The 14,293-nt window shown below is 65.6% G+C and carries 7 protein-coding genes; 6 read left to right on the forward strand and 1 reads right to left on the reverse strand.

Annotated elements, in window-relative coordinates:
- Positions 1-102: 102 nt before the first annotated feature.
- Complete coding sequence (locus ACZK3J_RS09980) at positions 103-3,180, reverse strand: TonB-dependent receptor (RefSeq protein WP_197655931.1); 3,078 nt, start codon at positions 3,178-3,180, stop codon at positions 103-105.
- A gap of 1,153 nt (positions 3,181-4,333) precedes the next feature.
- On the opposite strand from ACZK3J_RS09980, the gene ACZK3J_RS09985 reads away from it, so the two are divergent.
- The 6 genes from ACZK3J_RS09985 (at position 4,334) to ACZK3J_RS10010 (ending at position 14,255) form a co-directional block, all read left to right on the forward strand.
- Positions 4,334-6,799: a GH92 family glycosyl hydrolase gene (locus tag ACZK3J_RS09985; protein ID WP_478476857.1), complete on the forward strand. Its 2,466-nt coding sequence runs from the start codon at positions 4,334-4,336 to the stop codon at positions 6,797-6,799.
- A gap of 96 nt (positions 6,800-6,895) precedes the next feature.
- On the forward strand, positions 6,896-7,945 hold the full coding sequence (locus ACZK3J_RS09990; protein WP_049424705.1) for a LacI family DNA-binding transcriptional regulator: 1,050 nt from the start codon (positions 6,896-6,898) through the stop codon (positions 7,943-7,945).
- 117 nt (positions 7,946-8,062) lie between these two features.
- Complete coding sequence (fucP, locus tag ACZK3J_RS09995; RefSeq protein ID WP_414578556.1) at positions 8,063-9,319, forward strand: L-fucose:H+ symporter permease; 1,257 nt, start codon at positions 8,063-8,065, stop codon at positions 9,317-9,319.
- Positions 9,320-9,326: 7 nt separating this feature from the next.
- Entirely contained in the window at positions 9,327-10,322 is a 996-nt protein-coding gene (locus tag ACZK3J_RS10000; protein ID WP_032130344.1) for a carbohydrate kinase family protein, read from the forward strand.
- Positions 10,319-11,545: an AGE family epimerase/isomerase gene (locus tag ACZK3J_RS10005; RefSeq protein WP_100468325.1), complete on the forward strand. Its 1,227-nt coding sequence runs from the start codon at positions 10,319-10,321 to the stop codon at positions 11,543-11,545. Before ACZK3J_RS10000 ends, ACZK3J_RS10005 begins: the two co-directional genes overlap by 4 nt.
- Before the next feature lie 91 nt (positions 11,546-11,636).
- A complete protein-coding gene (locus tag ACZK3J_RS10010) occupies positions 11,637-14,255 on the forward strand; it encodes a beta-mannosidase (RefSeq protein WP_478476858.1) in 2,619 nt (872 codons plus the stop codon).
- Positions 14,256-14,293: the final 38 nt, after the last annotated feature.

A 14,293-nucleotide genomic window follows, 5' to 3' on the forward strand; every position in this document is an offset into this window, starting at 1 on the left:
AAACGGCAGCCACCTGTACCAGCGTGGCTGCCGTGGAGGAACGTCCCCGCCAGGGCGGGGCGTGGGTTGCACCGGGGCGGGCCCGGGCAACCCGGTGTTGCCTTAGAACTTCCAGGTAGCGCCGAAGTACAGCTGGCGGCCTGCGTAGGTATTGGAGATCAGGCGTGCCTTGGTGTCGCTGCCCAGGTGAACGCGCTGCTCGGACTTGGTGGCATTGATCACCGAGGCGGTCAGGGTCCAGTCCGGGGTCAGGTTGTAGGCCACGTTCAGATCCAGCTGGTCATACGGCTCGGTGTAGACGGTGAGGCCATTGTTGAGCCCACCGACCACCTGGCCGCGACGGTTGAACGAGGCGCGCGCGAGGAACTTCTCGTTCTCGTAGAACACCGTGACATTGGCCTGGTTCTTGGCGCTGCCGACCAGTGGCGAGGAGCCGATTTCCTGACCGTCCAGAACAATGGAGGCCAGGTTGGTGTCGTTGTAGGTGTAGTTGGCCTGCACGCCGAAGCCGAAATCGAAGGTGTACTGGCCATACAGCTCGACGCCTTGCGAGACACCATCGCGGCCATTGGCCTGGGTCTCGTAGCGCTGCACGTTCACCGCTTCACCGTTGATGACCATGGGCGTGTCGCGCACCACCGGCAGGGTGAAGTTGTCCACGTTCTTGCGGAACAGGCTGACGCCGGCGACCGCGCCCGGCTGGAAGTACCACTCCAGGCCCAGGTCGAACTGGGTGGCCTTGAACGGCTCCAGCTGCTTGTTGCTGCCCTGGCCGACCCAGCCTGCGGTCGATGCGCCACCGGCAACGCGGCGATCATTGACGTACTCCTCGCTGTAGTAGCTCAGTGCGCCCGGTGCTGCGATATCGGTGTAGCCAGGGCGGGCGATCACCTTCGATGCGGCACCACGCAGCACCAGCGTGTCGGTGATGTCCCATGCAATGTTGAAACTCGGCAGCACGTCGGTGTAGGTGCGGTCCACGCCGATCAGGCTGTAGGTCTTGCTCTGCGCCAGGTCATGCGGCAGGCGCACGAAGCCGCTCTCGCAGCTGTAGGTCGGGTAGGCCGCAGCGGCGGGGTCGGTGCACGCCATCGGCGCGCCGGACGCGTTGTCCAGGAAGTAGTCGTTGAACTTCTCGATCGAGTCGGAAGACTGCGCGAACTGCTTGGTGCGCACCACGCGCACGCCGACATTGCCGCGCAGGCGCTCGGTGCGGAAGTTGGCCTGGAAGTAGCCGGAGTAGATCTTCTCGTTGACGTTGTAGACGAAGTCTTCCTCGGTGCGGTTGTGCGAACCACCGTAGGTCTTGTTCAGATAGTCGATGTACGCCGGGTAGTTGATGCCCGGGAACACGTTGGCATCGAAGCCACCGGCAATGTTGCTGATCGGGTTCGACAGGAAGAAGCCGGGCTGCGCATCGCCGGCAGTCGGATCGCAGCCACTCTGGTAGCGGCTGTTGTCATAGTCGGCCGGGTCACGGCCCGGGCATACCCAGTAGGTGTTGCCGGTGTTGCGGTGGACCTTGCCATCACGGTACTTGGCACCGAACTGGATCGAATCCAGCCAGCCGGACTCGAACAGCTTGGTCACGTCAGCCTGGAAGTAGTTCTGCTTGACCTCGGTGCGCTTCCACGACGAATCGGTCGAGCCGGTGTCGACTTCGGCGATGCCGTTCATCAGCTGCTGCTGCAGGTCGGGCGAGAAGGTGGCAGACGGCGTGCCGGTCAGGTCCCATGCGCTGTACTGGTTACCGGACAGGTAGTCGTTGCCGACCTTGCGGCGCGGCTTGGCCGACATGCGGAAGTTCATCGACGGACCACCTTCAGACCAGGTGCGGCCACCGGTGAACGAGGCCTTCCACAGCGGGCTGATGTCCCAGTCGATGGTCAGGTCGGCGGTCTGCGACAGCGCCTTTTCCTTGCTGTAGCCACCGGTCAGCTGCGGTGTCGGAATCGTGCAGTCGTCCGGGCCCCAGCCGCCGGGCTTGAGGCCGGCGGCCTTGGCCTGGTCTTCGCTGCAGTAGTAGGTCTTTCCGGCCAGCTTTTCGAACTGGGCACCGGTGACGGTGTTGCCGCTGGGGTCGAAATCCAGGCCGTTGAGCAGGCGGCCGCCGGCCCAGTTTCCATCGCCGTTGAAGCGGGCCATGCTCCATTCCGGAATCTTCAGCATGTTCTGGGTGTAGTCACCCTGCAGCTCGAAGCGGAAGTAGTTGGCGGTCATCGTGACGTTGTCGACCGGCTTGAACTGGAAGGTCAGCTGGCCGCCCTTGCGCTCGCGCTTTTCTTCCTTCACGGCGAAGTTGACCGAGGTCGGCATGAAGAAATCGCTGTAGTTGCCGCCGGTCTGGTTGTTGAAACCGGACTTGCCCCACCAGTAGTGGATGCCATCCTGCTGCTGCACGTTGCCATAGGCGTCGCGTGCCTTGCCGGCGCCGTACCACTGGTAGTCCTCGGTGCTGGCTTCCATGGTACGGGTCGTGCGCTTCTGCTGCGTCACGCCGACCAGCACGCCGAAACGCTCGTCCTTGCTGTGCCACGAATACAGGGCCGAGGCCTGCGGGTCGATATCGTGGTGGGTATCGGAGGAGGTGCCCTCGAGCGTGACGAAGCCCGAGTTGGACTCCATGTCCAGCGGACGGCGGGTGTGCAGGATGACCGTGCCGCCGATGCCGCCTTCGTCGATGCGTGCTTCCGGCGACTTGAACAGCTCGGCGCTGGACAGCATGTTCGACGGCAGCAGGGTGTAGTTGAACGAGCGGGTGGCTTCGTCGTTGGTTTCCGACGTGGCCACGTAGTTGCCATTCAACTGGGTCAGGGTCAGGTCCGGCGCAAGGCCGCGCACGCTGACGCTCTTGCCTTCACCACCGCTGCGGGTGATGACCACGCCGGGCACGCGCTGCAGTGCGTCGGCCACGTTCTTGTCGGGGAACTTGCCGACGTCTTCGGCGGTGATCACTTCGACCACTGCGTTGGCGTCGCGCTTCTGCTCAAGACTCTTTTCAATGGCGTAGCGGTAGCCGGTGACCTGGACGCTGTCCAGGTTGGTGGCTTCCTGCGAGCCGGTGGAAGCGGCCTGCTGCGCGGCGGCGCCAGCCGGAATGACGGCGGCGGCCAAGGCCAGCGCGATGGCCAGCGCCAGTGCATCCTGGCCATGCGTACGTGTTGAATGCTTCATTCCCATCTCTCCCTCTCTCCTGGATTGATCCGGTGACGTGGCACGGACAACTTGAATCGATCTAATTTGAAGTGACATTGTCGCTATTGCCATGCAGTGGCAGTAGCACCGTGCGCGTGGCCTGGTACGTCCTGTTGCTGCTCCCCCAACTCCCGGCCATCGCAGTGTCGTTCTTGGATCGATCTAAGCGATGGGCGGGCGTTTTTTAGCATGGGTCGCCCGCGGGCGCATGCTGCTCCGCAATATGGTACTGGCGTGGCGAAGGCATGACGGTTTGCTGAAATCAGTGAAATCGTTTTCGTGCGCAGGGGAGGGTGGGGCGGCAGGGCTGCGCCCTGCACCTGCTTGAAGCTAAGGCAACGGCCAAAGCCGGAGCCAAAGCCAAAGCCAAAGCCAAAGCCAAAGCGGCTCTGGGTTTCTGCTGGTTTGGCGGGGCGGTGTGGGCTGGCAGGACACGCCGTAAACCCCCAGACCGGCCCAGCCGCTGGCGGCTGTGCGTTCGGGCGCTTGCGAAGCAGTGCTTCGCAAGCAAAGCGCCCTCACCCCTGGGGGCTCGATGGCGCCATCCATGGCGCCAACGGTCCTGCCAGCCCACACCGCCCCGCCTTTGACAGTTTCCCGGTGACGGTTGGATAGGTCTTGGAATCACGCGAGGTCATGGGGTCAGATCCGTTCTCCGTTGGAAAACGGATCTGATCCCGATTGATTTCGTTATCCGACAGAGATTGATCCACGCATGGCGTAGATCTACTGCAGATCGCGAGAAACTGTCGAAGGCGGGGTGGGTCCGGTTGCGGGGGCGTGAGCCGCATGGATGCGGCGACCGAGCTTACATGGACGTACTTGCAGCGGCCCCCGCAACCGGACCCACCCCGCCTCCCCACAGGAAATCAGCTTCTGCTGTTGCTGTTGCTGTTGCTGTTGCTCCAGCTCGCAGCGGGTGCAGGGCGCAGCCCTGCCGAACACCCCCTCTCATGCTGCGCCGCAGAATGCATTCGGCTGAACCTGCATGCTCTACTTGAATCGATCTAAATTCACGGTCTGGTGGGTCGGGCGTCATTCCAGGGGGAGCTTTCTGCCAGTCATGGCGGGGCTCAGCGGAACGGTGCCGGACGGCCCCGGCCGTCTGCCTCCGCCTCATCGACTACAGGAACCCGACATGCGTCCAGTGCCGTCCGCTCCCGCCGTCCCAGTGTCCTCGCGCCCGCTGCTGCGCCTGGCCTGCCTGCTCGCACTGTCGTCAGTGCCGGTGCTGCTGCAGGCCGCGCCGGCTGCGCTGGAGCGCGAGGTCAACACCTTCATCGGCAGCAAGGACGACGGCAACACGTTCCCGGGCGCGTCGGCACCGTTCGGCCTGATCCAGGTCAGCCCGATCGGCAGCCACTATTCGGGCTGGCGCTACGACGACGAGAAGATCCGCGGTTTCGGCCACTCCTTCATCTCCGGCGCAGGTTGCTGGGAGCAGGGTGGCCAGGTGTCGGTGCTGCCGGTGACCGGTTCGATCGGTCCCGGCGGCGATTTCGATACCGGCAACGCGAAGAAGTTTGACCACAAGGCCTATGCCGCGTCGTACACGCATGACGGCGAGATCGGCCAGGCGGGCTATTACAAGGTGCGGCTGACCAGCTACGGCGGCATCGATGCCGAGACCACCGCGCGTACGCGTGCCGCGGCCGAGCGCTACACCTTCAGCCAGCGCAGTGGCGATGGCCACGTGCTGGTCAATGTCGGCCAGGCGAATGAGCGCCATTCGGTGATCGGCAGCGTGGTCGATGTGGTCGGCGACCGCGTGGTCGAGGGCAAGCTGGTCACCAAGAGTTTCTGTGGTGGCCATCAGTACACCACCTGGTTCCGCATCGAGTTCGACCGCCCGTTCAAGGCACACGGTACCTGGGGTGAGGGCGGTGGCCTGCCGGGTGCGCGCCACAGCATGGAAGGCGAGCAGAAGCCGAACGGGGCCTGGCTCAGCTTCGACCTGGCCAAGGGCCAGTCGGTGACGGCGGTCAGCGCGATCTCGCATGTGGACGCCGAAGGCGCGCGCATCAATCTGCGCGCGGACGGCATGCAGGGTGGGGCGCTGCTCGGTTTCGACCGCATGCGTGCGCTGTCCCAGCAGTCGTGGCGCGAGCAGCTGGGTCGGGTGCGTGTGCAGGGCGGTACGGCCGATGACCGCACCGTGTTCTACAGCGCGGCCTACCACGCGCTGCTGCAGCCGATGACCGGCAACGATGCCGACGGCCGCTACCGCGGCTATGACGATGGTATCCACCGCGCCGATGGCTGGACCTATTACGAGTACTTCTCGCTGTGGGATACCTACCGCGCGCAGAACCAGTGGCTGGCACTGACCCGCCCGGACGTGGCGCGTGACATCGGCCGTACCCTGCTGGCGATCGACGAGCAGGGTGGCTGGCTGCCGCGCTGGGGCTATGCCAACTTCGAGACCAACATCATGACCGGCGATCCAGTCACGCCGTTCATGGTCGACCTGTGGCGCTTCGGTGCGCTCAAGGGCCGCGAAACACAGGCCTGGGACGCGCTGCGTCGCAATGCGTTCGGCACGCCGCCGCTGAACTCGCGCATGGCCGGCCGTTCCGGTAACCCGACCTACCTGGACAAGGGCTACGTGGTCTACGACCGCGCATTCCCATCCAAGGGCATGGACGTCGATCCGCACCACGGCGGTTCGGCCACCTTGGAATATGCGCTGGCCGACTGCGCGCTTTCGCAGATGGCCGATGGCCTCGGCCACGCGCAGGACGCGGCGACGCTGCGTGAGCGCGGCCGAAACTGGCGCAAGGTGTGGGACCCGCAGGTGCGTGACGCCGAGACCGGCTTCACCGGTTTCCCGCGCCCGCGTACCGAGGACGGCCAGTGGTACACGCCGGCCGATGGTCACTACAGCCCGCGCTCGCACCACGGTTTCCATGAAGGCACGGCGTGGCAGTACCAGTGGCTGGTGCAGCAGGACGTGCCAGGCCTGGTCGAAGCGATGGATGGCCGCGAACAGGCTGGCCGCCGCCTGGATGCGTTCTTCGCGATGAACGCGCTGCAGGCCGACCCGCTCAACGCTGCCCGCAAGGAGTGGGTGGTCGGGCCGTACAGCTACTACAACCAGTTCCGCTACAACCCGAACAACGAGCCGGACCTGCACTCGCCGTGGCTGTACACGCTGATCGGCCAGCCGTGGAAGACCGCTGCCGTGGTGCGTGCCGCGCAGCAGTTGTTCACCAATGCCCCGAATGGCGTGACCGGCAATGATGACCTCGGCACGATGTCGGCCTGGTACCTGTTCAGTGCCATCGGTGTGTATCCGGCGGTGCCGGGCAGCGGCCAGTTCCTGCTGCATACCCCGCGTTTCAGCAAGGTGGAAGTGGACATGGGCAATGGCCGCACCCTGCGCATCGACGCGCCGGGCGCCGATGGCCGCCGCCTGCAGTACGTGCAGGGCGTGAAGGCCGATGGCCAGGCGCATGCGCCGGTGTGGCTGGACTGGAACCAGCTGCAGCAGGGCCCGCGCCTGCAGTTCGCGCTCGACGCGAAGGCGCCGGAGCAGGGCTGGGGCACGGCGGTGAAGGACCTGCCGGTGTCCTGGTGCGCGGCACCGGGCAGCCAGCTGCACTGAGCCGGACTGTGCCGTTCGCGGTGACCCAGCGAACGGCACGGCACGACACGGCCCTGATCTATTAGGCTTGAGCTTCCAGCGGAGTCCGGGAAGACGATGAACGACAACGGCAGCAGTCCCAGCAAGCGCGCCGGCAAGGCGGTGACGGTGACCGACATCGCGCGTGCCATCGGCGTGTCACGGGCAACCGTGTCGCTGGTGCTGCGCGGCAGCCCGCTGGTCAACGTCGATACCCGGGCCAAGGTCGAGGCCGAACTGCGCCGCCAGCGCTATGTCTACAACCGCGCGGCGGCCAACCTGCGCCGCCGCACCTCGTCGAGCATCGCGCTGGTGATCAACGATCTGTCCAACCCGTTCTTCGCCGAATTCGCGTCCGGCGTGGACGAGGCGCTGGGCGGACGCGGATACGTGACCCTGCTCGGCAGCACCGGCGAATCGCCGGAGCGGCAGCAGGCGGTGCTGTCCACGTTGATGGAGCACACCCCGGCCGGCCTGATCCTGTCGCCAGCCGAGGGCAGCGATACCGCGCTGCTGCGGCAGGCACTAGGTGCCAATGCCAACGTGCTGCTGTTCAACCGCGAGCTGGACGGGGCCGACTGGGATTTCCTGACCCTGGACAACCAGCACGGCGCCTATCTGGCCACGCGCCACCTGATCGAGCGCGGCCATCGCCAGATCGCCTTCTTCGGCGGCCACGCTGCATCGAGCTCGTGCCACCAGCGCCGTGCCGGTTTCCAGCAGGCGCTGGCCGAGGCCGGTCTGTCGCTGCCGCCGGGCTGGATGATCGAGTCGGCGCCGAACCGCCTGGAAGCTGCGGCGCGCACCGATGAGCTGTTTGCCGACGGACATCGCCCGAGTGCAGCGGTCTGCTACAACGACACCGTCGCGCTGGGCCTGATGCTGGGCTTGAACTCGCGTGGCATCCGCCCGGGTGGCGACTTCGCCGTTACCGGTTTCGATGATATTTCCGAGGCGTCGGTCGCGGTGCCGCCGTTGACCACGCTCACTGCCGATCCGCGCGAGCGTGGTCGGCAAGCTGCCGCGCTGTTGCTGCAACGACTGGACGAGCCGGATGCGCCGCCACGGCGCACGGTCGCGCCGGTGCAGTTGCGCATCCGCGAAAGCAGCGCCGCACGACCGAACTGATTCCTTCCATACACCCCTTCCACGCAACAACGACCTTCCGCGCATCGAGGCGCGTACCGCATGCCGATCTCCGCAACGCCCCGTCCATCGGGTACCTCCAGCAGCCAGGCGCCGGTCATGAATGTCCGTGCTGCTCTGGCGGTTGCCACCACCATATTCTTCATGTGGGGCTTCCTGACCAGCCTCAACGACGTGCTGATTCCGCACCTGAAGGCGGTGTTCGAACTGAATTACACCCGCGCGATGCTGGTGCAGTTCACCTTCTTCGGCGCGTACTTCCTGATGTCGGTGCCGGCCGGTCGGCTGGTGGCCCACCTGGGCTACAAGAAGGGCATCATCGCCGGCCTGCTGATCGCCGGCGTGGGCGCGCTGGGCTTCTGGCCGTCGGCTGCATTGCGCACCTATGAAGCGTTCCTTGGTTCGCTGTTCGTACTTGCCACCGGCATTACCGTGCTGCAGGTGGCAGCCAATCCCTACGTTGCGCTGCTGGGCCCGGAACAGACCGCATCGAGCCGTCTGACCCTGGCGCAGGCACTCAACTCGTTGGGTACCACGCTGGCGCCGCTGTTTGGTGGTTTCCTGATTCTGAGCACCGCAGTGAAGAGCGGCGACGAGATCAACGCGCTGCCCGTGGCCGAACAGATTGCCTACCGTACCGCCGAAGCGCAGTCGGTGCAGGGCCCGTACGTGGGCCTGGCCATCGCACTGGTGCTGCTGGCAGTGTTCGTCTACCTGTTCCGCCTGCCCAGCTTGACCGAGACCACCGAGCAGGCCGACAGCGGCCACCACACGCTGCTGGATGCACTCAAGCATCCGCACGTACTTTTCGGCGTGCTGGCTATTTTCTTCTACGTCGGTGCTGAGGTGTCCATCGGCAGCCTGATGGTGAACTACCTGGCACTGCCGGAGATCGGCGGCATGACTGAACAGCAGGCCACGCACTATGTGTCGGCCTACTGGGGGTGCGCCATGGTTGGTCGCTTTGCAGGTGCGTGGCTGCTGGCCAAGTACTCGCCGCGCGGCCTGCTGGCCGGATTCGCAGTGGCCAATGTGGTGCTGCTGGGCGTCACGCTGGCGTCGGGTGGCAAGGTCGCGCTGTACGGCATCGTGGCGACCGGTCTGTTCAATTCCATCATGTTCCCGACGATCTTCTCGCTGGCCATCGAACGTCTGGGCCCGCTGACCAACAAGGCGTCAAGCCTGTTGATCATGGCCATTGTCGGCGGCGCGATCATCCCACTGCTGCAGGGCGTGCTGGCCGACCGCATCGGTCTGCACCTCAGCTTCGTGCTGCCGGTGGTCTGCTACGTCTACATCATCTTCTACGGCCTGGTGGGTTCGCGCCCGCCGGCTTCCGCAACGCAGGGAGGCTGAGTCGGAAATGGGTGCCATTGTCTGCTTCGGCGAAATTTTGATCGATCTACTAGCGCAGCCGCCGGCCTCGGCCGATACCCCGCGCGCGTTCCTGCAGTACGCCGGCGGTGCGCCGGCGAACGTCGCGGTGGCCGCTGCGCGGCTGGGGGCGAAGACGCAGTTCGTCGGCATGCTTGGCCGCGACATGTTCGGTGATTTCCTGGCCGACAGTCTGGTCGAGCACGGCGTGGGCACGGATTACATCGTGCGCACCGACGCCGCCAAGACTGCGCTGGCCTTCGTCGCGCTGGATGCCAGTGGCGAGCGCAGCTTCAGTTTCTACCGCCCGCCGGCGGCTGACCTGCTGTTCCGTGACAGTGACTTCCAGGCGGAGTGCCTCGACAGCGCGCAGTGCTTCCACGTCTGTTCCAACAGCCTGACCGAGCCGGCCATCGCCGAGGCGACCTTCGCCGGCATGGAGCGCGCCCGTGCCGCCGGTGCGGTGGTCAGCCTGGACCTCAACCTGCGCCCGGCTCTGTGGCCAGCCAACGAAGATCCGACGCCGCGCCTGTGGCAGGCGCTGGAGCGCGCCGACCTGGTCAAGCTGTCGCGCGAGGAGCTGGATTACCTGGCGGCACCGCTGGGTGCCGATGGCGAGTCAGTGGTGCTCAAGCGCCTTCTGGCCGCGCAGGCGCGCTGGGTCATCGTTACCGATGGTGCGGCCACGCTGCACTGGTACACGCGCGACAACCACGGCACGGTCACCAGCTTCCGCGTGGCCACCGTCGATACCACGGCCGCCGGCGATGCCTTCGTCGGTGGCGTGCTGGTCGGCCTGCTGGAGCGTGGTGGGGCGGGCGCAGGCTTTGCCGCGTTCTGCCAGGACCCGGAGGCGATCACCGCCACGCTGCGCTTCGGTGCCGCCGTGGGTGCGCTGGCTGTTACCCGCAAGGGCGCGTTCGCCGCGATGCCCTCGCTCGATGAAGTGCAGCAGCTGCTGCAGGCCCAGGACATTACCGCATGAGCACCTCGCCCGATTTCCGTTCGCCCGCGTTCCTGCGCGCGCATATCGCCGACACGATGGCGTTCTACCACCCGCGCTGCATCGATCCGGACGGCGGTTTCTTCCACTACTTCCGTGATGACGGCAGCATCTACGATGCCAGCCACCGCCACCTGGTGAGCAGCACCCGCTTCGTCTTCAACTATGCGATGGCCTACCGCGAGTTCGGCAATGCCGAATACCGGGAGGCTGTCGAGCATGGCGTGCGCTATCTGCGCGAGGTGCACCGCAACCCGGCCACCGGCGGTTATGCCTGGACCCTGCGCGACGGCAAGGTCGAGGACGATATGAACCACTGCTACGGCGTGGCCTTCGTGCTGCTGGCCTACAGTTGCGCGCTGAAGGCGGGCATCGAGCAGGCGCGCGACTGGATGGACGAGACCTGGCAGCTGCTGGAAGCACGCTTCTGGGAGCCGCAGCATGGCCTGTACAAGGACGAGGCTGACGGCCAGTGGAGCTTCACTGGCTACCGCGGCCAGAATGCCAACATGCACATGTGCGAAGCGATGCTGGCCGCGTTCGAGGCCAGTGGCGAGCAGCGCTATGTCGAGCGCGCGCTGCAGCTGGCCGACAACATGACCCGCCGCCAGGCCGCCAAGGCCGGTGGCCTGGTCTGGGAACATTACGATGTGAACTGGGAAATCGACTGGGACTACAACCTGGACGATCCCAAGCACCTGTTCCGCCCGTGGGGCTTCCAGCCGGGGCATCAGACCGAGTGGGCCAAACTGCTGCTGATCCTCGATCGCCACGTGCAGGCCGACTGGCTGGTGCCGACCGCGCAGCATCTGTTCGACGTCGCCGTCGCACGCAGTTGGGACGACACCCGTGGTGGCCTGTACTACGGCTTCGCACCGGAATCGCGCCGGCAGCCCGGTATGGACGGCGCCCCGATCGGCGGCGACAGCTTCGTCTGCGACGACGACAAGTATTTCTGGGTGCAGGCCGAAACGCTGGCGACCGCCGCGCTGATGGCCAAGCGTACCGGCGATGACCGCTACTGGCAGTGGTACGAACGCATCTGGGCGTATTCGTGGGAGCACTTCGTCGACCACCAGTACGGTGCATGGTTCCGCATTCTCGATGCCGACAACCGCAAGTACAGCGACGAGAAAAGCCCTGCCGGCAAGGTGGATTACCACACCATGGGCGCGTGCTACGAAGTGTTGAACGTCGTGCGTTGAAGATCGTTCGAATGCAGTAGTGCCAGGCCATGCCTGGCAATCCGAAATCGGTAGCGCCGGGTCACGCCCGGCGGAAAAACAAGAGCGCCACGTGCATCGCATTTCCCTCGTTGTCCGTCTGCTCCTGCTGCTGACTGCAGCCATCTCCTTCCCGGTGGCCGCAGCCCCGCTGCAGGCGCAGTGGGAATTCCGCATGCTGCCCGGCGACGCGCAGGGCGCCGCGCGTCCAGGCCTGCAGCAATGGCGTGCGGCGAAGGTGCCGGGCAGCGTGCACACCGACCTGCTGGCGCATGGGCTGATCCGCGATCCGTACGTCGGTGCACCCGAGGCCGAGCTGCAATGGATCGGCCTGGCTGCCTGGGAGTACCGCGCCCGCTTTGACGTGGACGCCACGACGCTGGCCAAGCCGAATGCCGAACTGCGTTTCGACGGGCTGGATACCTACGCCGAGGTCAGCCTCAACGGCAAGCCGCTGCTGCGCGCGGACAACGCGCACCGCACATGGCATGCACGTGTGGACGGGCGCCTGCGCGCGAACGGCAATGAACTGCAGATCGTGTTCCGCTCACCGATCCGCACGCTGCTGCCGGGCGTGCAGGCAATGCCGCACAAGATCGCTGGCAATTACCCGTCGCCCTATGGCGATGAGCCGAAGGAGGCGATGGTCGGCAACTTCGCGCGCAAGCCGGCCTACCACTTCGGCTGGGACTGGGGCCCGCGTTATGTCACCGCCGGGGTCTGGCGCGGGGTCGACCTGCAGGCCTGGGACGCGCACCGCCTGGCCGATCTTGCCGTGCGTACCGATGCATTGAGCGCGGAGCAGGCGAAGCTGGCGGTGTTGCTGCAGGTGGAGCAGGATGCTGCAGCGGGTTCGGCCTTGGTGAATGTGGATGTGCGTGATCCGGAAGGCCGCAACGTGGCGCAGGTGCAACGCACGGTGTTGCTGAAGCCAGGCCAGAATACGGTTGAGCTGCCGGTTGAGCTGGCCACGCCGCGGCGCTGGTGGCCGGTGGGCCATGGTGCTCAGGATCGCTATACCGTGCAGGCTCGCCTGGATGGTGGCGGCGATGCAACGCTGGCGCGCGAGCAGCGCATCGGCCTGCGCACGGTCGAACTGCGCCGCGAGGAAGACGGCAAGGGAGGGCAGGGCTTCGCCTTCGTCATCAATGGTGTGGAGATCTTTGCCAAGGGCGCCAACGTCATTCCGTTCGACGCCTTCCCCGCACGCGTCGATGCCGCACGCCTGCGCCAGGTGCTGACCGCCGCGCGCGACGCCAACATGAACATGCTGCGCAACTGGGGCGGCGGCTACTACGAGGACGATGCGTTCTTTGACATCGCTGATGAGCTGGGCCTGCTGGTCTGGCAGGACTTCATGTTCGGCGGCGGCATGCAGCCGGGCTACGATCCGGCCTTCCGGGCAAGCGTGGTGGCCGAGGCGCGCGACAACGTGCGCCGGCTGCGCCATCACCCCAGCATCGTGCTGTGGTGTGGCAACAACGAGGAAGAAACCGCCTGGAAGGACTGGGGCCACGGCCGCGACCTGAAGGCGGCCGACTCGGCATTTGCGGCGAAGGTCTGGCAGGGCTATGTCGACCTGTTCGGCAATGACCTGCGCCAGGTAGTGGGCGAGGAGGGGTTGGGCGTGCCGTACTGGTCCAGCTCGCCCAGCAATGATCTGGATGAGAAGGCCAACGATTCCACCCGCGGCGACAAGCACTACTGGCAGGTCTGGGGCAATCCAGCGCTGCCGGTGCAGGCCTACCTGCGTGAGACCCCGCGCTTCATGTCCGAGTACGGGCTGCAGGCGTGGCCGTCGGTGGCGACGGTGGACCAGATCGCCACCCGCGCCGAGCAGCGCATCGACAGCCCGGTGATCCGCGCGCACCAGAAGTTCATGGCCGGCGAGGGCAACAGCCGCCTGCTGCACTACATCGAACTGGGCTATGGCACGCCGAAGGACTTCGAGGACTTCGTCTACCTCAGCCAGGTGATGCAGGCCGATGGCATCGCACTGGCGGCGCTGCATCATCGCGCCTCGCGGCCGTACACGATGGGCTCGCTGTACTGGCAGCTCAACGACGTCTGGCCAGGTGCTTCATGGTCCAGCGTGGACTACTTCGGTCGCTGGAAGGCGCTGCACTTCGCCGCGCGGCGTTTCTTCGCGCCGGTGGCGGTGGCGGCGTTGCGCGACGAGGGCGGTACGCGGGTGCGCCTGATCAACGACGGTGCCGCGCTGGATGCACGCTGGCGGTTGCGGGTGATGGATGTAGACGGCAAGGTGCTTCGCCGCCGCGAGGAAGCGGTGTCGCTGGCTGCCGCCGGTGTCACCTCGATCGGTGATTTCCGCGACGCCGAATTGCTGGCCGGTGCCGATCCAAAGCGCACGGTGGCCGTGTTCGAACTGCTGCAGAACGGGGCGGTGAGTGCCCGCCAGGTGGTCGGCTTCGTTGAGGCCAAGGATCAGATCCTGCCGCGGCAGAAGCTCAAGGCCAGCCTGTCCATTGAAGGCGACCACTACCGTCTGCGATTGGAAAGCGCGGCCTACATGCGTTCGGTGTGGATCGACTTCGGTGCATTGGACGTGCAGGTGGAAGACAACCTGCTGGATCTGCTGCCGGGCGAAACCCGCGACATCGCAGTACGCGGCCCGGTGGATCTGACGACGCTGCGCGAAGCGCTGAAGGTAAAAACCCTCAACGATCGTTGAAGGCGGCGCATCCTGTTTTGGTAGGTGCCAACCTTGGT

It is taken from the genome of Stenotrophomonas sp. 86428_Sma (genome assembly GCF_056481585.1).

Excerpts from the sequence above, each read along its gene's own strand:
- ACZK3J_RS09980 (WP_197655931.1), bottom strand. The coding sequence starts at position 3,180 with ATGGGAATGAAGCATTCAACACGTACGCATGGCCAGGATGCACTGGCG.
- ACZK3J_RS09985 (WP_478476857.1), top strand. The coding sequence starts at position 4,334 with ATGCGTCCAGTGCCGTCCGCTCCCGCCGTCCCAGTGTCCTCGCGCCCG.
- ACZK3J_RS09990 (WP_049424705.1), top strand. The coding sequence starts at position 6,896 with ATGAACGACAACGGCAGCAGTCCCAGCAAGCGCGCCGGCAAGGCGGTG.
- fucP (WP_414578556.1), top strand. The coding sequence starts at position 8,063 with ATGAATGTCCGTGCTGCTCTGGCGGTTGCCACCACCATATTCTTCATG.
- ACZK3J_RS10000 (WP_032130344.1), top strand. The coding sequence starts at position 9,327 with ATGGGTGCCATTGTCTGCTTCGGCGAAATTTTGATCGATCTACTAGCG.
- ACZK3J_RS10005 (WP_100468325.1), top strand. The coding sequence starts at position 10,319 with ATGAGCACCTCGCCCGATTTCCGTTCGCCCGCGTTCCTGCGCGCGCAT.